The organism is Micromonospora sp. NPDC005215 (genome assembly GCF_040607915.1).
Classification (GTDB): Bacteria; Actinomycetota; Actinomycetes; order Mycobacteriales; family Micromonosporaceae; genus Micromonospora.
The window spans coordinates 1-21,031 of record NZ_JBEXHQ010000046.1; the positions used below are offsets into that span (position 1 = coordinate 1).

Sequence of the window (21,031 nt, forward strand, 5' to 3'; positions counted from 1 at the left end):
ACTCAACGCAAGACCCCGCAAGACCCTCAACATCGACACCCCAGCTGAAAGAATGGCCCAACTCCTCGGCGTTGCAACCACCGACTGAGACCGCCGCGCTAACGGAAAGTGTCCAAGATCTCGCGTCAGGTGAGGGTGCAGGTGAGGTTGTTGGCGGTGCGGGCGGTTGGTGCCGCGTTCCTCCACCCGCTTATGACGTTCCTGCTGAATGACCTGCTCGCCGACGACCTCAGCGAGTGACCCCGAGCCGCCGGGATCGGTGACGCTGAGGCACCCGACGGGCGGCGTTGGTGGCGAGCGCCCCGGCGACCAGCGCGGTCAGCACCCCGACCAGTTGGATCGACTGTCCGGTCGCCACGTCGGCCCCGTGCCGCCCGAGCAGGTTGTCCACCCCGGTCGGGCTGATCACGAACCCGACCGCCACGAACAGACCCAGCAGTGCGCCCACCACCGGCGACCAGCGCCACGGTGCGAGCGCGACGAAGAGGGCGCCAGCCAACAGGATGATCATCCCGGGCGGTACGACGATGGGGAACTCGACCCCGGCGGCCCACAGCACGCCGATGCCCGCGGCGCCGACGACGAGGCCGGCGATGGTGAAAGTCCGTGCGGTAACAGTCATGGCTTCACCCTGTCCCGATACAGTCCGGTCCACGTCCGCCCGGCGACGTCACCCCGGATACGGCAGGCTGCGTACTCCGGGTCGCAGATCTTGGACAGTCGTCCGCGCCCAGTGCGATCGTCAGGTGCGGGTGGTCAGCGAACGGTGACGGTGACGGTGTGCCAGCCGGTGGCGCCGTCTGGGACGACGCCCTGCGTACGCTCGGTCTGGGTCCCGCCGGCCGCGTCCGTCGCACGGACCTGGAGGCGGTGCTCGCCCGGCGTGGCGTCCCAACGCCAGGACCACTGCACCCAGGTGTCCACCGACACGGTCGGGGCCAGCTCCGCCTGCTGCCAGTCTCCGCCGTCGACGCGTACCTCGACCCGGCTGATGCCCCGGTGCTGCGCCCAGGCCACACCGGCGACGGTGACCGGGCCGGTGGTCAGCCGGTTACGACTCCGGGGCGCGTCGATCCGCGACTGGGTCTTGATCGGCCCCTGGGCGGACCAGCCGCGCGGCACCCAGTACGCGTCGAAGTCGGCGAACCGGGTCAGCTCCAGCTCGGTCACCCATTTGCAGGCTGACACGTACCCGTAGAGGCCGGGCACCACCATCCGGACCGGGAAGCCATGCTCGACCGGCAGTGGCTCGCCGTTCATGCCGACCGCCAACAGCGCGTCCCGCCCGTCGCGCAGCGCGGCGGTGGGGGTGCCGCAGGTCCAGCCGTCGACCGACCGGCCGACGACCTGGTCGGCATCGTCGTCCGGGTCCACCTCGTCAAGCAACTCCCGAAGGGGTACGCCGAGCCAGCGGGCGTTGCCAATCAGGTCCCCGCCCACCTCGTTGGAGACGCAGGCCAGCGTGACGTACCGCTCGACCAGCGGACGGGCCAGCAGATCCGCGTAGCTGTAGGTGCGCTCGGTGCCGACCCGCCCGTGGATGCGCAGCCGCCAGGTGTCCGGATCCACCTGCGGCACGACCAGCGCGGTGTCGATCCGGTAGAACCCGAAGTTCGGGGTGACGTACGGCGCGAGTTGGGTCAGTGCGAGGTCCGCGCCGGCCGGCACGGCCGGCGCGGGGGCCACGGGCGCGGGCAGTCGGATCGCGTCCCGGGCGGCGGACACTCCGCGTCGGCTGGCCAGCCAACGTCCACCGAGACCGGCCACCACGGCGGTGCCGAGCAGCACCCCGCTGCCGGTGAGGAACCGCCGCCGCGAATCTGGGTCCACTTCGGCAGGCCCGACCGGCTCGACCGCCGCCGTCGGCCCGGCGGGGGTCACCGGCACCGGACCCGCCGGGGACACCGGCACCGGACCCGCCGGGGACACCGGCACCGGACCCGCCGGGGACACGGGCACCGACTCGTCGGGCGACACCGGGCCGGCCGGCGACACCGAACCGCCGGTCGGTGTGGGTGGTGACCAGGGCCAGGGGTTCAGCTCGAACGGGCCGGCGATGAACAACCAGAGCACCAGGGCGCCGAGCCCGGCACCGACCAGCGACGGCAGCGCGTCGGCCGCGTCCGCACCGGGGCGGGTCAGGGCGGCGGCCACGCCGATGGCCCCGAACGCGGCGATGCCGGCAAGGCCGAGTGCCAGCCGGCGGACCGCCAGCATGCCGAACAGCGCGGCGAACGCTCCGAGCAGCAGGCCCGTGCCGACAAGCAGTGCGATCTTGTCGGCGGTGCCGAAGAGGTCGATGGCGAACTGCTTCAGCGACTCGGGAACGGCGTCGACGACCACCCCGCCGACCGCGACCAAAGGCGCCGACCGGGGGCCGGTCAACACTGCCACCGGTTCGGCGATTCCGATCGCGACGGCGGCGGCGGTCACTCCGGCCAGCGCGGCGTACCGCCGGGACGTGGTGCTCATCGGCCCAGTGTGCGCGATCATCCTGCCCGGTAGCCAACAACGTCAGCGTTCGGTAATGACCTGAGCAGACGAACCGGGGCGCACCGTCGTACGACGGTGCGCCCCGCAACGGGTGTCGCTAGCGGGTCAGAAGCCCGGGCCGTGCTGGTGGCCGTGACCGTGGCCGCCACCGGCGCCGGCCGGCTCGGCCTGCTCCGGCTTCTCCACCACGAGGCTCTCCGTGGTGAGCAGCAGACCGGCGATCGAGGCGGCGTTGGTGACCGCGTTGCGGGTCACCTTCACCGGGTCGATGATGCCGGCCTTGACCAGGTCGACGTACTCGCCCTTGGCGGCGTCGAGGCCGTTGCCCCACTTGAGGTCGGCGACCTTCTGCGTCACGACGTAGCCGTCGTGACCGGCGTTCTGGGCGATCCAGCGCAGCGGCTCGACGAGCGCCTTGCGCACGACCGAGACACCGATCTTCTCGTCACCGGTGAAGCCCAGGTCGTCGTCGAGCACCGAACGGATCTGCACCAGGGCGGCGCCGCCGCCGGGCACGGTGCCCTCCTCGACCGCAGCCTTGGTCGCCGCGATGGCGTCCTCGATGCGGTGCTTGCGCTCCTTCATCTCGACCTCGGTCGCCGCGCCGGCCTTGATGACGGCGATGCCACCGGAGAGCTTCGCCAGCCGCTCGGCCAGCTTCTCCCGGTCCCAGTCGGAGTCGGAGGCCTCGATCTCCTTGCGGATCTGGGCCACCCGGTCGGCGACGTCGGCCTTCTGGCCGCCGCCGTCGACGATCGTGGTGTTCTCCTTGTCGACCACGATGCGCCGAGCGGTGCCGAGCACCTCCAGGCCGACCTGGTCGATCTTGTAGCCCAGCTCCGGGGCGACCAGCTCGGCGCCCGTGGAGATCGCGATGTCCTGGAGCATCGCCTTGCGCCGGTCACCGAAGCCGGGGGCCTTGACCGCGCAGACCTTGAGGGTCTTGCGCAGCGAGTTGACCACCAGGGTGGAGAGCGCCTGGCCGTCCACGTCCTCGGCGATGATCAGCAGGGGCTTGCTGTTCTGCAGGACCTTCTCCAGCAGCGGCAGCAGCTCCTCGATCGCCGAGATCTTCTGGGTGGTGACCAGGATGTACGCGTCCTCAAGGACGGACTCCTGGCTCTCCAGGTCGGTGACGAAGTTCGGCGAGATGAAGCCCTTGTCGAACTGGAGACCCTCGGTCACGTCCAGCTCGGTGGTGAGCATGGAGCCTTCCTCGACGGTGATGACACCGTCGCGGCCGACCCGCTCCATCGCCTCGGCGATCAGGTCGCCGATCGTGGCGTCCTGCGCGGAGATCGTCGCCACGTTCGCGATCGACTCCTTGCTGGTGACCTCTGCGGCACGGCCGAGCAGCGCCTCGGAGACCTTGGTGGCCGCCGCGTCGATGCCCCGCTTGAGGCCGGCCGGGTTGGTGCCGGCGGTCACGTTGCGCAGGCCCTCGCGAACCATCGCCTGGGCGAGCACTGTCGCGGTGGTGGTGCCGTCACCGGCGACGTCGTTGGTCTTCGTCGCCACCTCCTTGACCAGCTGCGCGCCAAGGTTCTCGTACGGGTTGGTGAGCTCGATCTCCTTGGCGATGGTCACACCATCGTTGGTGATCGTCGGCGCACCGAATTTCTTGTCCAGGACGACGTTGCGCCCGCGCGGGCCGAGGGTGACCTTGACCACGTCCGCGAGGGCGTTGACACCGTGCTCCAGCTGGTGCCGGGCGTCGTCCGAGAAGCTCAGGATCTTCGCCATGTATGTCCCTTCGAAGCGCCATTGCCCCGGCCCGGCGAGCCGGACCGGGGCAATGTCACTGATCGGTTGCTTACTTCTCGATGACCGCGAGGACGTCGCGGGCGGAGAGCACCAGGTACTCCTCGCCGGCGTACTTGACCTCGGTGCCGCCGTACTTCGAGTAAAGGACGGTGTCGCCGACCTGAACGTCAACCGGAACCCGGTTGCCGTTGTCGTCGACGCGCCCCGGGCCCACAGCGAGGACAGTGCCCTCCTGCGGCTTCTCCTTGGCGGTGTCGGGGATCACGATGCCCGACGCCGTGGTGGTCTCAGCCTCGTTCGCCTGGACCACGATGCGGTCCTCGAGCGGCTTGATCGCAACCTTGGTAGCGGTAGTCACGGGCATACCCTCCTGGGGTACTGGTTTCGTTGCTGGTCGGCGAGGCCAACCAGCGTCAATCTGCCTCATGCCACCGGGCGGGGCCGTCGTCGCGGGTGCCGGTCCGCCTGGCGTGCGCACCCGGGTCGCGAGACCCGGAAGCTGGCACCCTCAGGGTGAGAGTGCTAATCGCAGGTTATTCCGTGGCTAGCACTCCGTCAAGGAGAGTGCCAGCGAGTCGCGCCCCGCCAGCCCGGATTTCGGGTCCACCCGGACAATGACCGGGTGGATCTCGATCAGCTGGCGGCGCTGCGTACCCCCGAGGGGTCGGCCGCGCTCACGGCGGCGGCCGGGCTGGCCGGCGGTGATCCGCTGGCCGCGGCGTCGGCGCTGCGGGCGGGCGGGGTGCCGCCGACGCTGGCCGCGGCGGCTCTCACCCAGGCCGAGCTGCGTCACCGGGCGGTCGGCAAGTTCGGCCCGGCCGCCGCTGGGATGTTCCTCACCCGCCCTGGCCTGGAGCAGGCCACCCGCCGGGTGGTCGCCGATCGTCGGGCCGCCCGGCTGTACGCGGCCGGCGTCCGCACCCTGGCCGACCTCGGCTGCGGCCTCGGCGCGGACGCGCTGGCCGCCGCCCGCGCCGGCATCCGGGTGTACGGGGTGGAGGCCGACCCGGTGACCGCCGCGATGGCCGCCGCCAACGCCGCGGCGGCCGGACTGGCCGACCTGTTCACTGTCGAGTGCGGCGATGCCACAGCGTTCGACGTCTCCCGCGTCGACGGGGTCTTCTGCGATCCGGCCCGCCGCGCCAGCGGCACCGGACGACGGATCTTCGACCCGCGCGCCTACTCGCCTCCGTGGGATTTCGTCACCGGGCTGGCCGAGCGGGTGCCGCGCACCGTGGTGAAGGTGGCGCCAGGGCTCGACCACGCGCTCATTCCGGCCGGCGCGGAGGCGGAGTGGGTCGGCGTGGACGGCGACCTGGTCGAGGCCGCGCTCTGGTGTGGCGAGTTGGCTGACGTGCCCCGCCGCGCCACGCTCTACCGCCAGCGGGGCGCCGAGACCCACCGCCACCAGCTCACCGGCTCGGGTGCCGACGAGGCGTCGGTCGGGCCGCCCCGGCGCTACCTGTACGACCCGGACCCGGCGGTGGTCCGCGCGCACCTCGTCGCCGAACTGGCCGGCGAGCTGGACGCCACCCTCGGCGACCCGAGCATCGCCTACCTCTACGCCGACCGGCCGATCCGCACCCCGTACGCGCGCTGCCTGGAGATCACCGACGTGCTGCCGTTCTCGCTCAAGCGCCTGCGGGCGCTGCTGCGGGACCGCCGGGTGGGCCGGGTCGAGATCCTCAAGCGGGGTTCCGCGCTCACCCCGGAGCAGCTCCGGCGGGACCTGCGGCTGGCCGGCGACGCCGCGGCGAGCCTGGTGCTCACCCGGGTCGGTGGAGCACCGACGGTGCTGATCGGCCGGCCGGTCGACTAGCGTCGTCGGTGTGGCGGGACAGGGCACTCCGGCAATGGCACTGTTGGTCAAGCGCGGTGTCGCGCATCGCACCCACCCCTACCGGGTGGCCCCGGACGCCCCGAACTACGGCGCGCTGGTGGCGGTGGCGCTGGGCGTGCCACCGGAGCGCGTCTTCAAGTCGTTGGTGACCGAGGTCGACGGCGCGCTCACGGTGGCGGTCGTTCCGGTCACCGGCGAGCTGGATCTCAAGGCGCTCGCGGCGGCGGTCGGTGGGAAGCGGGCGGCGCTGGCCGACCGCTCGGTCGCCGAGCGGGCCACCGGGTACGTGCGGGGTGGGATCAGCCCGCTCGGGCAGCGTCGGCGGTTGCCCACAGTGCTTGACGAATCCGCGCTGGACCTCCCGACGATCTACGTCTCGGCTGGTCGGCGCGGTCTGCAACTCGAACTGGCAGCGGCGGATCTGGTGGCGCTGACCGACGCCCGCACCGCCCCGTTGCAAACCCGCTGACGACTCTCGTTACGTCGACTCCACCGTGGGATACCCGTGGAGTAACAGTCGCGTTGCTGAATTGTTATCGCCCCCAACAAACTTGGCACCTGCGCGGTCTTGTGGAGGCGGCGTGACGCGAAATACGTTGCCGGACACAACAAAAACAACACCTCCCCCACCCCCGAAAGGACCCTGCACATGCGTAAGGGGATCCTCACCATCGCCGCCGTGGGCCTGCTCGCGACCGGTGGATTGACCGCCTGCAGCGATGACTCCGGCGACGACAAGGCTGGCTCGGCCAAGACTCCCAAGATCGGCGTGATCCTTCCGGACAGCAAGTCCTCCCCCCGCTGGGAGACCGCAGACCGTCGGTTCCTGGAAGAGTCATTCAAGGCCGCCGGCGTCCAGTACGACATTCAGAACGCCCAGAACGACAAGACCGCCTTCCAGACCATCGCCGACCAGATGATCACCAGCGGCGTCACCGCTCTGATGATCGTCAACCTGGACTCCGGCACCGGCAAGGCCGTGCTCGACAAGGCCAAGTCGCAGGGCGTCGCCACCATCGACTACGACCGACTCACCCTGGGCGGCTCCGCCCAGTACTACGTCAGCTTCGACAACGAGAACGTCGGGAAGCTCCAGGGCGAGGGTCTGGTCAAGTGCCTGACCGACCAGGGCGCCAAGAACCCGGTCGTGTCGTACCTCAACGGCTCCCCCACCGACAACAACGCCACCCTGTTCAAGGCCGGCTACGACTCGGTGCTCAAGCCGAAGTTCGACTCCAAGGAATACACAAAGGGCCCGGACGACGCCGTACCGGCCTGGGACGGCCCCACCGCCGCGACCATCTTCGAGCAGCAGCTCACCGCGACCAAGGGCAAGATCGACGGCGTGCTGGCGGCCAACGACAGTCTCGGCAACGCCGCCATCTCGATCCTCAAGAAGAACAAGCTCAACGGCAAGGTGCCGGTGACCGGGCAGGACGCCAGCGTCGAGGGCCTGCAGAACATCCTCGCCGGTGACCAGTGCATGACCGTCTACAAGGCGGTCCGGGAAGAGGCCAAGGCTGCCTCCGACCTGGCCATCGCGCTGGCCAAGGGCGAGAAGAAGGACACCGGCCAGACGGTGAAGGACCCGGAGGGTGGCCGCGACGTCCCGTCGGTGCTGCTCACCCCGAAGGCGATCTACAAGGACAACGTCAAGGACGTCATCGCCGACGGCTACGTGACAAAGGAAGCGCTCTGCACCGGGACGTACGCCAAGTCCTGCGCCGACGCCGGTATCAGCTGACCGACGCCGCAGTACCCGCCGGGACGACAATCGCCGCCCGGCACGGGAGCACCCCTCCCGTGCCGGGCGGCGCCCGCCGGACGGCCCCGACCCTCCCTTAAGAAGGAGACCCCGTGTCCCCGACCCCCCTGCTGGAACTCCGCGGGATCGACAAGAGCTTCGGTCCCGTCCAGGTGCTCCGCGACGTCGCCCTGACCGTCCACCCCGGCGAAGTGACCGCACTGGTCGGCGACAACGGCGCCGGCAAGTCGACCCTGGTGAAGTGCATCAGCGGCATCCACCCCACCGACGCCGGAGAGTTCCTGTTCAACGGGGAACCGGCGCACATCGGCAGCCCCCGCGACGCCGCCGCGCTCGGCATCGAGGTCGTCTACCAGGACCTCGCGCTCTGCGACAACCTGGACATCGTCCAGAACATGTTCCTCGGCCGGGAGAGGCGCAGCGGCATCGTCCTGGACGAGCCGAGCATGGAACAGCTCGCCGCCGAAACCCTGGCGGGGCTCTCCATCCGCACCGTCACCTCACTGCGCCAGCACGTCTCCAGCCTCTCCGGCGGCCAGCGCCAGACCGTGGCCATCGCCAAGGCGGTGCTCTGGAACAGCAAGCTGGTCATCCTGGACGAGCCGACCGCCGCGCTCGGCGTGGCACAGACCGCTCAGGTGCTCGAACTGGTCCGCCGCCTCGCCGACAACGGCCTGGCCGTGGTGCTCATCTCGCACAACATGAACGACGTCTTCGCCGTCTCCGACCGGATCGCCGCGCTGTACCTCGGCCAGATGGTCGCCCAGGTGAAGACCACCGACATCACCCACGCCCAGGTGGTCGAGCTGATCACCGCCGGGCGCTCGGGCGGGCTCGGCCTCGCCGCCGATCCGGGCAGCAACGGCGACGGCCCGCAGCCGGCCGACTCGATCTCAGGAGGCGTCCGATGACCACCACCGCCGTGCGGAAGGACGGCCCCGCGGCCGTCACACCCCCGCCGACCGTCGGAGGCCACGTCCGCAACTACCTGAGTCGGGTACGCGGTGGCGACGTCGGCGCGCTACCGGCCGTACTCGGCCTGCTCGTGCTCTGCACCGTCTTCGCGATCATGCGACCGTCGTCGTTCCTGTCGGCCGGCAACTTCGCCAACCTCTTCACCCAGGGCGCGGCGGTCACGCTGATCGCGATGGGCCTGGTCTTCGTGCTGCTGCTCGGCGAGATCGACCTCTCCGCCGGCTTCGCCAGCGGCGTCTGCGCGGCGGTGCTGGCCAATGTGGTCACCGTGCTCGGCTACCCCTGGTGGGTCGCCGTGCTCGCCGCGGTCGCCACCGGTGTGTTCATCGGCACCACCCTGGGCCTGCTGGTCGCGAAGATCGGCATTCCGTCCTTCGTGGTCACCCTCGCCGGCTTCCTCGCCTTCCAGGGCATCGTGCTGCTGCTCGTGCAGGAGGGCACCAACATCTCCGTCCGTGACGAGGTGCTGGTCGCCATCGCCAACCGCAACCTCGCCCCCACGCTGGGCTGGGCGCTGACCGCCCTCGCTGTCGTCGGCTACGCGGCGGTGCAACTGCTGCGCTACCGCAACCGGGTGGCCCGTGGGCTGATCACCGACCCGATCGCGGTGGTGGCGCTGCGGATCGGCGGGCTCGCCGTCATCCTCGGCACCGCGGTGTACGTCCTCAACCTGGAGCGCAGCCGCAACGTGCTGATCGTCTCGCTCAAGGGTGTGCCGATCGTGGTGCCGGTCATCGCGGTCCTGCTGATCATCTGGACCTTCGTGCTCCAACGCACCAGCTACGGCCGGCACATCTACGCCGTTGGCGGCAACCGGGAAGCGGCCCGCCGGGCCGGCATCGACGTCGACCGGATCCGGATCTCGGTCTTCGTGATCTGCTCGTCCATGGCCGCCATCGGCGGCATCGTGGCGGCCAGCCGGGCCAACTCCGTCGACCCGAACACCGGAGGAAGTAACGTACTGCTCTACGCGGTCGGCGCCGCGGTGATCGGAGGCACCAGCCTCTTCGGCGGCAAGGGCCGCGTCCTCGACGCCGTGCTTGGTGGCGCGGTGGTCGCGGTCATCGAAAATGGAATGGGCCTGATGGGTTACAGCGCGGGAGTCAAGTACGTGGTAACCGGCGTCGTACTGCTCCTCGCCGCCAGCGTCGACGCTCTCTCCCGCCGCCGCGCGGCAGCCACCGGCACCCGCTGACCGCGCGGGAGGTAGCACCACGATGCGCCCAGGACCGAGCCAGGACGACGTCCGGCGGCAGAACCTCGGGGCCCTGCTGCGACACGTACACGTCCACGGGGCGACGACGCGCGCCGAACTGACCACCACACTGGGCCTCAACCGCAGCACCATCGGCGCGCTCACCGCCGACCTGTCCGCAGTGGGGCTGGTCAGCGAGGGAGCGCCCAAGGAAACCGGCCGGGCCGGCCGACCGTCACTGGTCGTCCGGCCCGAGTCGGCCCGGGTGTACGCGTACGCGTACTCCGTGGAGGTGGACCGGTTGCGCGCGGCCCGGATCGGGCTGGGTGGCGCCGTCCTGGACCGCCGGGACCTGGACCGACCGCGCGGCCTGCTGGCCGCGGAGGCCGCGCCGCTGCTGGCCGGCGCGCTCAAGGAGATGCAGCAGACGGTGCCGCCCGACGCGATCTGCGTCGGTGCCGGCGTCGCGGTCTGTGGCATGGTCCGCCGGGACGACGGCCTGGTGCGGCTCGGCCCGACCACCGGCTGGGTGGACGAGCCGATCGGCGCGGCCCTCGCCGCCGAACTGGGCGTGGAGGTGCCGGTCACGGTGGGCAACGTGGCGGACGTCGCGGCGTTCGCCGAGCACGCGCGGGGGGTGGCGGCCGGCTGCGACAACGTCCTCTACCTCTACGGTGACGTCGGCGTGGGCGCCGGCATCATCGCCGGTGGCCGCCGGCTGACCGGCCACGGTGGGTACGGCGGCGAGGTCGGCCACATGAAGGTGGTCCTCGACGGCAGGCCCTGTGAGTGCGGCTCCCGGGGTTGCTGGGAGACCGAGATCGGCGAGCACGGTCTGCTCCGCGCTGCCGGACGCTCCGACGCCCGAGGTCCCGACGCGTTACTGGCCGTCTTCGACGCCGCCGACCGCGGTGACGCCCGCGCCCAGACCGCGGTCCGCCAGGCCGGTGACTGGCTCGGCTTCGGGCTGGCCAACCTGGTGAACGTCTTCAACCCGGAAATGGTCATCTTCGGCGGCACCATGCGCGACCTCTACCTCGCGTCGGCGGCCCAGGTCCGCAGCCGGCTCAACTCCAACGCGCTCGCCGCCTGCCTGGAGCACGTCCGGTTGCGTACGCCGAAGTTGGGCGAGGACGCCCCCCTGATCGGGGCCGCCGAGTTGGCCTTCGAACGACTTCTCGCCGACCCCCTCGACGTCGGCTGATCCGCGTACGCTGTCCAGCGTGGATGTCGAGCTGCGCGCTTCCGACGACGACCGCAACCGGATGGTCGCCGAGCTGCACCGGCACACCGCGGCGGGTCGGCTGACCCTCGACGAGTTCTCCGATCGGGCCGGTGCGGTGTGGACGGCACGCACCCTCGGTGACCTGGCCGCCCTGACCCGCGACCTGCCGGCCCTGCCCGACCCGACCGCCGACAGCGACCCCGCCGGGCACGGGCGTCGGGAGCTGCTGATGCTCTTCGCCGCCGCCGCGCTCACTCTGCTGCTGCTCGGCGGCTTCCTCAGCGTCACCCGCTGATCCGCGTCGCCCTCCGATGAACTGATCACGTGATCAGTCCGTACCAGTGGTCGGACGGGCAGCCGGCAGGATGTGGCTGCCCGGTCCAGACGCGTTTCGGTCCGGACCGAGGAGGCCCCACAGACATGGCACCGCTCAGATCCGCCCACCGCCGACTGGGCAACCGGACCCACCGAGCGGCGATGCTGCTCATCGCGATCGTCGCGGCGGTCGGTGTACTGCCCGGCGTGGCCATCGCCGCGCCAGCCGGCGGTCAGCAGCTCAACGCCGCCGACATGACGCTGCTCAACGGGGTCCGGTTGGCCGGGCTGTGGGAAATGCCAGCCGGCCAGATGGCCGCCGAGAAGGGTCAGTCGGCCAAGGTCCGGGAGATCGGCGCCGGCATCGCCAGCGAGCACCAGCGGCTCGACCAGCTCACTGTGGACGCGGCCAACAAGTTGGGCGCGAGCATCCCCAGCGAGCCGACGGCCGAGCAGAAGGGCTGGCTGGCCGAGATGCAGAAGGCGTCCGGCGCCCGGTTCGACCAGATCTTCGTCACCCGGCTCCGGGTCGCCCACGGCAAGATCTTCCCGGTGATCGGCGCGGTCCGCGCCAGCACGCGGGACGCCACCGTCCGCAAGCTCTGCGACGACGCCAACGGCTTCGTCATGCACCACATGCAGATGTTGGAGAGCACCGGGCTGGTCCGCTGGCCGGAGCTGCCGCCGGCCGCGCTGCCCGCGCCCGGTCAAGACGGCCTGTTGGCTGCCGCCGCTGCGAACTCCGGCCCCCAGGTCGGGGTCAGCAGCACCGTCGTCTGGCTGGTCTTCCTCGCCGCGCTGGGCACCGGCGGAATCGCGACGTACCGGATGCTGCGCCGCAGCTGACCATCGCTCGCTGGTGGCTCGCGTCAGCGGTCGACCTGGGTGAAGTCCCAGGAGTGCGGAGCGCGGGCCACCAGCAGGGCGGGCGGATCGGGCAACGGGCGCGGGTTGCTGCGCCACTTGGAGATGACCACCACGCGGTGGTCGGTGGAGGAGAAGACCTCGCTGGAGACGTACAGCGGGTCGTGCTCCAACTCGGGCAGGGCGGTGTCGCACACCCAGGTGATCAGGTCGGCGACGCCGTACGCCTCGGCGCGTGCCTCCCACATCCGTACGATCATGTCCGCCGCTCCCGTCACACGCTGACCGTGGTCAACGGCAGTGCCGAGTCGGCAGGCAGATCCAGTCGGCTGGGCGCGACCCCCGCGGCGACCAGGTGCGACCCGAGCGCCGCCACCATCGCCCCGTTGTCGGTGCACAGCTTCGGCCGGGGCACCCGGACCTGGATGCCGTACTTCTCGGCCCGCTGCTCGGCCATCGCTCGCAGCCGCGAATTCGCCGCCACTCCCCCACCGATCACCAGGGTCTCGATGCCCTGCGCACGACAGGCGGCGAGCGCCTTGCTGGTCAGGACGTCACAGACCGCCTCCTGGAAGGACGCGGACACGTCGGCCACCGGCACCGGCTCGCCGGCCCGCTGACGCGCCTCGACCCACCGGGCCACCGCGGTCTTCAGCCCGGAGAACGAGAAGTCGTACCGGTGGGCGGCGAGATCCTTCGCGGCGGTCAGGCCGCGCGGGAAGGCGATCGCGGCGGCGTCACCGGCCCGAGCCTCCCGGTCGATCGGTGGGCCGCCCGGAAACGGCAGCCCGAGCAGCCGGGCGACCTTGTCGAACGCCTCGCCGGCCGCGTCGTCGATGGTGGCGCCCAGCGGTGTGACACCCCGGGCCAGGTCGTCGACGAGCAGCAGGGACGAGTGCCCGCCGGACACCAGCAGCGCGATGGCAGGTTGGGGCAGCGGGCCGTGCTCAAGGGTGTCCACCGCGACGTGGGCGGCAAGATGGTTCACGCCGTACACGGGCTTCTCGGCGGCGAGGGCGTACCCCTTCGCGGCGGCGACACCGACCAGCAGCGCGCCGGCCAATCCTGGCCCGGAGGTGACAGCGATCGCGTCGATGTCGGCCAGGGTGACGCCGGCCTCGGTCAGGGCCCGGTCCATGGTCGGCACGATGGCCTCCAGGTGTGCCCGACTGGCCACCTCGGGCACCACACCCCCGAACCGGGCGTGCTCCTCGACGCTGGAGGCGAGCGCGTCGGCCAGCAGGGTGTGCCCCCGCACGATGCCGACGCCGGTCTCGTCGCACGAGGTCTCGATTCCCAGGATCAGCGGTTCGTCAGCCATGGTGGTGTGGTCCGTCCCCGGTCGACTCGGCGTCGCGCCGCATCACCAGCGCGTCGGTGTTGCTCGGTTGGTAGTAGCCGCGTCGCACCCCGACCGGCTCGAACCCGTACGTCGCGTAGAGCCGCTGGGCCGCGGCGTTGTCCACGGCGACCTCCAACAGGGTGCTGCGGGCGTCCCGTCGGGCCGCCTCGGCGAGCAGTTCCTCCAGCAGGGCGCGGCCCAGGCCGCGCCGCTGGGCGTCCCGGCGGACGGCGATGTTCTGGACCCACACCTCGCCCGGCGGAACACCGGCGAGTCCGGCGTAACCGAGCACCGCGCCGTCCGCGTCGACGGCGACCCGGTAGTGGTGCCCGTTGGCCAACTCGCTCCAGAACATGGCCGGCGACCACTGCTCGGCGCCGAAGAGGTCCGCCTCGATCGGTAGCACGTCGTCGATGTGCCACCAGCGGAACGGTTCGAGTCGTACCGCCGTCATGGCAGGACCGGTTTGCGGCCGGTCGCCGCCACCGCATCGGGCCGGCGTAGGTAGAGCGGGGTGAGCCGCTCGCTGGGGGCACCCGCTCGGATCCGTTCGGCGGCGAGCAGCGCCAGCACTGTGGCATCCGGGTACCGCGGCTCGACCCGGACGGGCAGGTCCAGGATCTCGGCGTACCGGTGCGCCCCATCGCCGACCGCGATCGTCGCGCCCAGCTCCCGAGCGCGCGCGGCGGCGACCACCGGCGTGGACACCTCAGGGCCGACGATCCGCTCGCCGGCACCGTCGTAGACGGCCCAGTAGAGCTCCTTGCGCCGGGCGTCGCTGGCGGCCAACACCGGCTCACCGGACGCCGCCGGGTAGCCCATTCCGTCCAGCGAGCAGACGCCGTACGTGGGGATGCCGAGCACCTGGCCCATCGTCGCGGCCGTGACCAGGCCGACCCGCAGCCCGGTGAACGGCCCAGGGCCGAGCCCGGCAACGATGGCGGCCAGGTCACGCGGGCGCGCGTCAGCATCGGCGAGGACCGCGTCCACCTGGGGCGCGAGCAGTTCGCCGTGGGCGCGGGCGTCGACAGTGCACCGGTGCGCCCGCGACGCCACGCCGTCCGCCGAGACGTCCACCAGCGCCGCGGTCACCGCGGGGGTCGAGCTGTCCACCACGAGTACGAGCACGGTAAGCCAGCCTAGCGGCCTCGCTCCGCGCCCCGGTCGCGCCCCGCCCCGCCGCCTGCCGGGCGGCCCCGCCTGCCGGGCGGCCCCGCCTGCCGGGCGGCCCCGCCTGCCGGGCGGCCGGGCCTGCCGGGCGGCCGGGCCTGCCGGGCGGCCGGGCGACATCCCCCAGTGAGCGGTATACCTGTGAGTCATAAATATGACTCACAGGTATACCGCTCATCACGGAAAGGCCCGGCCGCCGGAGGCACGTCACCCTGCGGGCCGGCGAAGCGGGCAGAAGGCCGTCCAGTCGTGAATCCGCCGCACCGGTATCCGCTGTGGCCGTCGTAGTCCACCATCCCGGGATGCCATCCACTCGTCTCGTCGGTCTTTTCGGCACCGCCATACGTGAGCAACGGCAGTCGCGCGAGCTGAGCCAATGTGAGCTGGCCGAGTTGGCCGGAGTCAGCCAGGCGACGGTCGCCCGGATCGAGGGTGGCGATCGAACGCCCAGCATTCCCTTGCTGGAGCGCCTGCTTGCCGCGATGGATGTGCAGTTGGTCATCGGGGTTGAGCCGTTGGACGCGCACCTCGACGCCCGGATCGATGACCTGGCCGCCAAGCCGATCGCCGAGCGGATCGACGGGCTGGGCCTGGATCGGTTGTTGGATCGGCTCACCGACTTCCCGCAGGTCCTCACCGGCAGCACCGCGGCGTTGTTGCAGGGAGCGCCGGTGCCGGTCGACGCGCTGGAGATCGCCCTGCGCTGGCAGGACTCCAAACCGTTCACCCGCTGGCTGGAGACGAACTACGGCCAGCGGTGGAACGCCCGCTGGAGTGAGTTCGGTGGGGTGTGGTTGGAGCCCGAGGAGCCGGGCGATCATCGATGGTCGACCCGGTACGGGGAGATCAGGGCCACGATGTGCGACGAGCTGCCCGAGACGATCGAGGTGCAGCACGGTGGGCGGAGTTACCGGGTGGTGCCGCTTGTCGAGCTGGAGCTGAGCGATCCACGCGCCGCCGAGCTGTTACGCCGTTACCGGGACCGGCAACTGGCCAGCGACGGCTGAGCCAACTGCCGGCCACACCAGCTCAACCGGCAGCGCACTCAGCCGGCGGTGCGCTCCCAGTCGATGGTGGGCAGGCCGGCGTCGGCGAGTGCCTTGTTGGCCGCGCTGAACGGACGGCTGCCGAGGAAGCCGCGCGGGTTCATCGGGCTGGGATGGCCGGCCTCCAGCACCACGTGCTGCGGGTTGGTGACCAGGGCCGCCTTCTTGCGGGCGTAGCCACCCCAGAGCAGGAAGACCACTCGGTCCGGCGACGCGTCAAGTGCCCTGATGGTCGCGTCGGTGAACTCCTCCCAGCCGGCGTTGGCGTGCGAGCCCGGGGTGGCCTGACGGACGGTCAGCACCGCGTTGAGCAGCAGCACACCCTGTGCGGCCCAACCGTCGAGGTTGCCGCTGCGCGGCTTGGGAACGCCGACGTCCTCGCCCAACTCCTTGAAGACGTTGCGCAACGACGGCGGCACCGACACACCGTCACGGACGCTGAAGCTCAACCCGTGTGCCTGCCCGGCCCGGTGGTAAGGGTCCTGCCCGAGGATCAGCACCCGGGTGCCCTGCGGCGGGCAGAGCCGGTATGCCGAGAACAGATCCTCCAGCGGCGGGAAGACGGTCTGCGTCGCGTATTCCCGAGAGACGAACTCGGCCAACGCGGCGGTGCGGGCCACGTCCAGGTGCGGGGCGAGCACGGCACGCCACTGCTCCGGCAGCAGGGCCAGCAGATCGAGGGCGGGGGCATCGTCGGGCATCAGGAACCTCTCACAGCGCGGGTCGGTCCCCCGCACTCTAGGCATCCGGTACGACAGCGGCCGACCTAGCCCAGGTCGGCGAGCCGCCGGGCCCAGTCGCCACCGATCGGGTCCAGCTCGACGATCCGGGTGTCGTCGTCGCGGCGGTCGATGCGGACCCGCAGGTGTGCGTCGACCAACTGCTCCACCAGGCCCTCGCCCCACTCCACCACGGTCACCGAGTCCTCGACCGAGGCGTCGAGGTCCAGATCGTCGATCTCGGCGCGCGGGTCGGTGGCGGCACCCAGCCGGTACGCGTCCGCGTGCACCAGGGCCACCCGGCCGCCCCGGGCCGGATCGGGGCGGTGCACCCGGGCGATCACGAAGGTCGGCGAGGTGATGTCGCCGACCACACCGAGCCCGGCGCCGACGCCCTGGGTGAGCGCGGTCTTACCGGCGCCCAGCGGACCGGTCAACAGCACCAGGTCGCCGGCCCGCAGCAGCCCGGCCAGGCGCCGGCCGAACTCCCGGGTGTCCTCGACGGTCGGCAGCTTGACGACGTGACTCACCGTTCCTCCGGCTTCCCAAGTGATTCGAGGAACCGCGCGAGCGCGGCGTTGACCTCGTCAGCGTGCTCCAACATCACCACGTGGCCGCTGTCCTTGATTTTGACGAACTCGGCGTGTGGCAGCCGCCGGACGATCTCCTCGGAGTGGACCACTGGTGTGATCATGTCCTTGTCGCCGACGACCACCAGCACCGGCGTCGCGGCCAACGCCGCGAGAGCCGGGAAGCGCGAGTGGGTGGCCAGGGTCCGCAGATAGCGGGTCACCGTGTCGGCCGACGTCCGAGAGTTCATCAGCTCGACAAAGGACACGAGCGCCGGGCTGGGCTGGCGGGTGCCGAAGCCGTACTTGCGGGTCAGCAGCCAGGCCACGTTCGACGTCGACTTGCGGGCCTTGTCGATCACCGGTCCGCCGTACCGGGTGGCGTTGCTGACCATGTACAGCACCGGACCGCCGACCCGGCCGAGCAGCGCGGGCGCGACCAGCTTGGTTTCCGCGATGAGCCCGCCCGACGTGGCCATCAGGACCGTACCCACCACCCGGTCACCGAACAGCTCTCCGAACAACTCGGCGAACGCCATGATGGTCATGCCGCCCATCGAGTGGCCGACCAGCACCAGTGGCCCGTCCGGGGCGGTTCGGTCGATCACCTGGCGCAGCGTCCGGCCGAGCACCGTGAGGTCGTACTCCCCGGTCTCCAACCGTCCGGACCGACCGTGACCTGGCTGGTCGTACGCGACGATCCGGTAGTCACCGCGGGCGGCGAGCATCTGGCGCTGGAAGTGGAACGTCCCCATGTCCAGGCAGAAGCCGTGCACAAGCACCACAGTGGGGTGCCCCGGCACCGGCCTGGTCGGCTCGACCACCTCGACGTGGATGTCCGTGCCGTCCGGCAGCTCCAGGCGGAGCGCCTCGTCGTACCGCTGCTCGCCGAACATCTCGTGCGCGTAGCGGTCGGCCGGATCGGCCTTGAGCCGGCGGACCAGGGTGCGCTCGGTCGCGACGCCGGCCGCCAGGCCCGCCGCGGCCACCCCCACCGCGGCGCCGACGATCCCCGCGACCCGGCCGACAGCGGTCCGCGGACGCGGAATGCGGTAGCTCATGGCCGCTCGCCGTCATAGACCCGGGGCACCCGCGTGCTGCCGAACCGGGTCACGATCTCGTAGTTGATCGTGCCGACCGCCTCGGCCCAGTCGTCGGCGGTCGGCTCGCCGTCCGCGCCGCTGCCGAAGAGCGTCGCGACGTCGCCGTCCGCCACCGGGTCGTCGCCGCAGTCGAGCACGAACTGGTCCATGCAGACCCGCCCCGAGATCGTCCGCCAAACGCCGCCGAGCTGCACCGGCCCGATGTTGGAGGCGTGCCGGGGAACCCCGTCGGCGTACCCGAGCGGGACCACGGCCAGGTTCGCGTCGGATTCCGTGGTGTAGGTGTGCCCGTAGGAGACCCCGGTGCCGGCGGGAACCCGCTTGGTGAGCATCACCCGGGCGCGCGCGGTCATCGCCGGTCGCAGCCCGTACGTGTCGCCGGCCACCGGGGAGAGCCCGTAGACGGCCAGACCGGGGCGGACCAGGTCGAAGTGGGTGTCCGGGCGGGTCAGGGTGGCCGCCGAGTTGGCGAGGTGCCGCCAGCGCGGTCGTAGCCCGGCCCGCTCGACCATGGCCAGCCCCTCGTGGAAGACGGCCAGTTGACGGTCGATGGTGGGGTGGCCGGGCAGGTCCGCGTACACGAAGTGGCTCCACACGCCGACCACCTCGACCAGGCCGTCGGCCTGCGCCTTCGCGGCGGCGTCCAGCAGCGCCGGCCAGTCGGCGACTGTCGCCCCGCCCCGGGACAACCCGGTGTCGATCTTCAGGTGCAGGCGGACGGGACGCCCGGCGAGCCGGCTTGCCTCGATCATCTCGTCCAGCTGCGACAGGCTGGCCGCGCTCAGGTCCACCCCGGCGCTGACCCCCTCGTGCAGCGGCAGGCCGGGCGCGAGCAGCCAGGCCAGCACCGGCGCGGTCACTCCGGCCCGACGCAGGGTGAGCGCCTCGTCGAGGGTGCAGACGCCGAGCCAGTCCGCGCCGGCGTCGAGCGCCGCGCGAGCGGCCGGAAGCATCCCGTGGCCGTACCCGTCGCCCTTGACCACCGCCATCAGCTCGGCGGTGGTGCCGGAGCGGAGCCTGCTCACGTTCTCGCGGATCGCGTCAAGATCGACGCGTACCTCGGCCTGCCACATGCGCCCAGCCTACTTTCCGCGGGGATCAGCGCGGGCGGCGACGCACGTCCCGGGCTGTCGATCCGGTCGTTGCGCCCGGAACCGACCCGATCAGCCCAGGCGGGCGACGACCGGGCGCAGCGCGGTGACCACGTCGGGCGCGGTCACCGGCCCGCTCCGGGCCGCCTCCCGGCCGGCGAGCCCGTGCAGGTACGCGGCCGCGGCCGCGGCCCGATCGGCGGGCACCCCGGACGCCAGCAGTGAGCCGAGCAGCCCGGCCAGCACGTCGCCGGTGCCACCGGTGGCCAGTGCCGGGGAGCCGGTCGGGTTGACGTACGCCCGACCGTCCGGCGTTCCGATCACCGTGCGGTCGCCCTTGAGCAGCACCACCGCGTTCATCCAGGCGGCCAGCCGCAGCGCCGCGCCGACCCGGTCGGCGCCGGGCTCCTCACCGCAGAGTCGGGTGAACTCACGGTCGTGGGGGGTGACCACGATCGGCGCGGCCCGACCGCGGAGCCGGTCGGCGAGCGAACCGTCCACCAGCAGGGTCAACGCGTCGGCGTCGAGCACCACCGGCACCGGGGTGGCCAGCACGGCGCGCAGCTCGGCCGCCGCATCGGCACCGGTGCCCAGCCCCGAACCGCAGACCCAGGCCTGCACCCGACCCGCGTCGGCGACCCGTCCGCTGGCGATCACCGAGGGGTGCTGGTGCAGCACCTCGTCGCGGGCGCCGCCGGCGTAGCGGACCAGGCCGGTCGGCCCGGCCAGCGCACCGCCCACGGAGAGCACCGCCGCACCCGGGTAGGTCGCCGAACCGGTGGACACCCCCACCACACCCCGCGTGTACTTCTCCGACGCCGGGCCCAGCTCCGGCCACCAGTCGACCACGTCGGACCACTCGGTGACCCGCAGCGCCGGGGTGCCTCGCAACCACTGCCGCAGCCCGATGTCGACAAGCTCCACCTGCCCGGCCAGGGCGGCGGCCGGCCCCACCACCAGGGCGGGCTTCAACGCGCCGAACGCCACCGTCACGTCGGCGTGGACCGCGTCCGGCCGGCCGGACGCGGTCAGCGGCACGTGCCCGGTGTCCACCGCGACCCCGCTCGGCACGTCCACCGCCAGCACGGTGGCCCGGTCACCGTCACGTCCACGCAGCTCACCGAGCCGCCGCACCACAGCGTCCGCGCCGGCCCGCAGTCCGCCGGTGCCACCGATGCCGACGATGCCGTCGAGAACCAGGTCGACCGGGCCGGTGGGCTGGGCCACCAGCCGGCCGCCGGCGGCCCGCAGCGCGGCCAGCCCCGCCGCGTGCGCACGCCCGGGAGTGAGGAGCAGGGCGGACACGTGGACACCTCGGCGGGCCAGTCGCTCCCCGGCGTACAACGCGTCGCCGCCGTTGTCGCCGGAGCCGACAAGCAGCAGCACCCGGCCGCCGTAGACGCCGCCGCGCTCGGCGAGCAGCAGCGCGGCCCGGCGGGCCAGCCCGGCGGCGGCCCGCTGCATGAGCGTCCCCGCCGGCAGCGTGCCCATCAGCCCCGCCTCGGCCGCCCGTACGTCGGCCACCCGCCACACCGCTCTCATGCCACCGTCTCCC

The 21,031-nt window shown here is 71.7% G+C and carries 22 protein-coding genes; 9 read left to right on the plus strand and 13 right to left on the minus strand.

The annotated features are described in order from the left end of the window. Positions 1–229 precede the first annotated feature (229 nt). The 4 genes from ABZU25_RS27120 to groES form a co-directional block, all read right to left on the minus strand. Entirely contained in the window at positions 230–622 is a 393-nt protein-coding gene (locus tag ABZU25_RS27120) for a hypothetical protein (protein WP_355032191.1), read from the minus strand. A gap of 134 nt (positions 623–756) precedes the next feature. Next, entirely contained in the window at positions 757–2,472 is a 1,716-nt protein-coding gene (locus tag ABZU25_RS27125; RefSeq protein ID WP_355032192.1) for a molybdopterin-dependent oxidoreductase, read from the minus strand. Positions 2,473–2,598: 126 nt separating this feature from the next. Beyond that, positions 2,599–4,236 carry a chaperonin GroEL gene (gene groL / locus ABZU25_RS27130; protein WP_355032193.1) on the minus strand — a complete coding sequence of 546 codons (1,638 nt, stop codon included), beginning with the start codon at positions 4,234–4,236 and terminating at the stop codon, positions 2,599–2,601. 70 nt (positions 4,237–4,306) lie between these two features. Continuing rightward, positions 4,307–4,621, minus strand: coding sequence for a co-chaperone GroES (groES, locus tag ABZU25_RS27135; protein ID WP_030330046.1), 315 nt, complete (start codon positions 4,619–4,621; stop codon positions 4,307–4,309). Positions 4,622–4,879: 258 nt separating this feature from the next. Here groES and ABZU25_RS27140 point away from each other — a divergent pair, with 258 nt between their 5' ends. From ABZU25_RS27140 to ABZU25_RS27175, 8 genes are all read left to right on the plus strand, one after another. Then, positions 4,880–6,076, plus strand: coding sequence for a methyltransferase domain-containing protein (locus tag ABZU25_RS27140; RefSeq protein ID WP_355032194.1), 1,197 nt, complete (start codon positions 4,880–4,882; stop codon positions 6,074–6,076). Between the two features lie 10 nt (positions 6,077–6,086). Then, positions 6,087–6,566 carry a Cys-tRNA(Pro) deacylase gene (ybaK, locus tag ABZU25_RS27145; RefSeq protein ID WP_355032195.1) on the plus strand — a complete coding sequence of 160 codons (480 nt, stop codon included), beginning with the start codon at positions 6,087–6,089 and terminating at the stop codon, positions 6,564–6,566. Between the two features lie 180 nt (positions 6,567–6,746). Further along, the gene (locus ABZU25_RS27150) at positions 6,747–7,841 is read left to right on the plus strand and encodes a substrate-binding domain-containing protein (RefSeq protein WP_355032196.1); all 1,095 of its coding nucleotides are present in this window, start codon (positions 6,747–6,749) and stop codon (positions 7,839–7,841) included. Between the two features lie 113 nt (positions 7,842–7,954). Further along, complete coding sequence (locus ABZU25_RS27155) at positions 7,955–8,773, plus strand: ATP-binding cassette domain-containing protein (RefSeq protein WP_355032197.1); 819 nt, start codon at positions 7,955–7,957, stop codon at positions 8,771–8,773. Further along, positions 8,770–10,032, plus strand: coding sequence for an ABC transporter permease (locus tag ABZU25_RS27160; RefSeq protein WP_355032198.1), 1,263 nt, complete (start codon positions 8,770–8,772; stop codon positions 10,030–10,032). Before ABZU25_RS27155 ends, ABZU25_RS27160 begins: the two co-directional genes overlap by 4 nt. A 22-nt stretch (positions 10,033–10,054) precedes the next feature. Beyond that, positions 10,055–11,236 (plus strand): ROK family protein, encoded by a 1,182-nt coding sequence (locus tag ABZU25_RS27165; protein ID WP_355032199.1) that lies wholly within the window; start codon positions 10,055–10,057, stop codon positions 11,234–11,236. Positions 11,237–11,255: 19 nt separating this feature from the next. Then, positions 11,256–11,552, plus strand: a complete 297-nt coding sequence (locus tag ABZU25_RS27170) for a DUF1707 domain-containing protein (protein WP_355032200.1) — start codon at positions 11,256–11,258, stop codon at positions 11,550–11,552. Between the two features lie 125 nt (positions 11,553–11,677). Next, the gene (locus tag ABZU25_RS27175) at positions 11,678–12,418 is read left to right on the plus strand and encodes a DUF4142 domain-containing protein (RefSeq protein WP_355032201.1); all 741 of its coding nucleotides are present in this window, start codon (positions 11,678–11,680) and stop codon (positions 12,416–12,418) included. Positions 12,419–12,441: 23 nt separating this feature from the next. On the opposite strand, the gene ABZU25_RS27180 is transcribed toward ABZU25_RS27175, so the two are convergent. The 4 genes from ABZU25_RS27180 to tsaB are packed head-to-tail and all read right to left on the minus strand — an operon-like array spanning position 12,442 to position 14,906. Further along, positions 12,442–12,696 carry a hypothetical protein gene (locus ABZU25_RS27180; RefSeq protein WP_088987640.1) on the minus strand — a complete coding sequence of 85 codons (255 nt, stop codon included), beginning with the start codon at positions 12,694–12,696 and terminating at the stop codon, positions 12,442–12,444. Between the two features lie 14 nt (positions 12,697–12,710). Next, positions 12,711–13,757 carry a tRNA (adenosine(37)-N6)-threonylcarbamoyltransferase complex transferase subunit TsaD gene (gene tsaD / locus ABZU25_RS27185; protein ID WP_355032202.1) on the minus strand — a complete coding sequence of 349 codons (1,047 nt, stop codon included), beginning with the start codon at positions 13,755–13,757 and terminating at the stop codon, positions 12,711–12,713. Then, complete coding sequence (gene rimI / locus ABZU25_RS27190) at positions 13,750–14,232, minus strand: ribosomal protein S18-alanine N-acetyltransferase (protein ID WP_355032203.1); 483 nt, start codon at positions 14,230–14,232, stop codon at positions 13,750–13,752. The genes tsaD and rimI overlap by 8 nt, the downstream gene beginning before the upstream one ends. Next, positions 14,229–14,906 (minus strand): tRNA (adenosine(37)-N6)-threonylcarbamoyltransferase complex dimerization subunit type 1 TsaB, encoded by a 678-nt coding sequence (gene tsaB, locus ABZU25_RS27195; protein ID WP_355032204.1) that lies wholly within the window; start codon positions 14,904–14,906, stop codon positions 14,229–14,231. The genes rimI and tsaB overlap by 4 nt, the downstream gene beginning before the upstream one ends. A 344-nt stretch (positions 14,907–15,250) precedes the next feature. Between tsaB and ABZU25_RS27200 the strand changes: the two genes are divergently transcribed. Continuing rightward, entirely contained in the window at positions 15,251–15,955 is a 705-nt protein-coding gene (locus ABZU25_RS27200; protein ID WP_355032205.1) for a helix-turn-helix transcriptional regulator, read from the plus strand. A 38-nt stretch (positions 15,956–15,993) separates the two neighbouring features. Here ABZU25_RS27200 and ABZU25_RS27205 read toward each other — a convergent pair whose 3' ends face one another. The 5 genes from ABZU25_RS27205 to ABZU25_RS27225 all read right to left on the minus strand — a co-directional run bounded on the left by ABZU25_RS27205 (position 15,994) and on the right by ABZU25_RS27225 (position 21,018). After that, positions 15,994–16,695 carry a uracil-DNA glycosylase gene (locus ABZU25_RS27205; RefSeq protein WP_355032206.1) on the minus strand — a complete coding sequence of 234 codons (702 nt, stop codon included), beginning with the start codon at positions 16,693–16,695 and terminating at the stop codon, positions 15,994–15,996. A gap of 65 nt (positions 16,696–16,760) precedes the next feature. Then, positions 16,761–17,243, minus strand: a complete 483-nt coding sequence (gene tsaE, locus ABZU25_RS27210) for a tRNA (adenosine(37)-N6)-threonylcarbamoyltransferase complex ATPase subunit type 1 TsaE (protein WP_355032207.1) — start codon at positions 17,241–17,243, stop codon at positions 16,761–16,763. Continuing rightward, positions 17,240–18,343, minus strand: coding sequence for an alpha/beta hydrolase (locus ABZU25_RS27215; RefSeq protein ID WP_355032208.1), 1,104 nt, complete (start codon positions 18,341–18,343; stop codon positions 17,240–17,242). The genes tsaE and ABZU25_RS27215 overlap by 4 nt, the downstream gene beginning before the upstream one ends. Next, positions 18,340–19,458 (minus strand): alanine racemase, encoded by a 1,119-nt coding sequence (alr, locus tag ABZU25_RS27220; RefSeq protein ID WP_355032209.1) that lies wholly within the window; start codon positions 19,456–19,458, stop codon positions 18,340–18,342. The genes ABZU25_RS27215 and alr overlap by 4 nt, the downstream gene beginning before the upstream one ends. A gap of 90 nt (positions 19,459–19,548) precedes the next feature. Further along, positions 19,549–21,018, minus strand: coding sequence for an NAD(P)H-hydrate dehydratase (locus ABZU25_RS27225; RefSeq protein WP_355032210.1), 1,470 nt, complete (start codon positions 21,016–21,018; stop codon positions 19,549–19,551). Positions 21,019–21,031 lie beyond the last annotated feature (13 nt).

Bases quoted from the DNA above. Each gene is read 5' to 3' on its own strand.
- ABZU25_RS27120 (WP_355032191.1), bottom strand. From the start codon at position 622: ATGACTGTTACCGCACGGACTTTCACCATCGCCGGCCTCGTCGTCGGC.
- ABZU25_RS27125 (WP_355032192.1), bottom strand. From the start codon at position 2,472: ATGAGCACCACGTCCCGGCGGTACGCCGCGCTGGCCGGAGTGACCGCC.
- groL (WP_355032193.1), bottom strand. From the start codon at position 4,236: ATGGCGAAGATCCTGAGCTTCTCGGACGACGCCCGGCACCAGCTGGAG.
- groES (WP_030330046.1), bottom strand. From the start codon at position 4,621: ATGCCCGTGACTACCGCTACCAAGGTTGCGATCAAGCCGCTCGAGGAC.
- ABZU25_RS27150 (WP_355032196.1), top strand. From the start codon at position 6,747: ATGCGTAAGGGGATCCTCACCATCGCCGCCGTGGGCCTGCTCGCGACC.
- ABZU25_RS27160 (WP_355032198.1), top strand. From the start codon at position 8,770: ATGACCACCACCGCCGTGCGGAAGGACGGCCCCGCGGCCGTCACACCC.
- ABZU25_RS27165 (WP_355032199.1), top strand. From the start codon at position 10,055: ATGCGCCCAGGACCGAGCCAGGACGACGTCCGGCGGCAGAACCTCGGG.
- ABZU25_RS27175 (WP_355032201.1), top strand. From the start codon at position 11,678: ATGGCACCGCTCAGATCCGCCCACCGCCGACTGGGCAACCGGACCCAC.
- ABZU25_RS27180 (WP_088987640.1), bottom strand. From the start codon at position 12,696: ATGATCGTACGGATGTGGGAGGCACGCGCCGAGGCGTACGGCGTCGCC.
- tsaD (WP_355032202.1), bottom strand. From the start codon at position 13,757: ATGGCTGACGAACCGCTGATCCTGGGAATCGAGACCTCGTGCGACGAG.
- rimI (WP_355032203.1), bottom strand. From the start codon at position 14,232: ATGACGGCGGTACGACTCGAACCGTTCCGCTGGTGGCACATCGACGAC.
- ABZU25_RS27200 (WP_355032205.1), top strand. From the start codon at position 15,251: ATGCCATCCACTCGTCTCGTCGGTCTTTTCGGCACCGCCATACGTGAG.
- ABZU25_RS27205 (WP_355032206.1), bottom strand. From the start codon at position 16,695: ATGCCCGACGATGCCCCCGCCCTCGATCTGCTGGCCCTGCTGCCGGAG.
- ABZU25_RS27215 (WP_355032208.1), bottom strand. From the start codon at position 18,343: ATGAGCTACCGCATTCCGCGTCCGCGGACCGCTGTCGGCCGGGTCGCG.
- alr (WP_355032209.1), bottom strand. From the start codon at position 19,458: ATGTGGCAGGCCGAGGTACGCGTCGATCTTGACGCGATCCGCGAGAAC.
- ABZU25_RS27225 (WP_355032210.1), bottom strand. From the start codon at position 21,018: ATGAGAGCGGTGTGGCGGGTGGCCGACGTACGGGCGGCCGAGGCGGGG.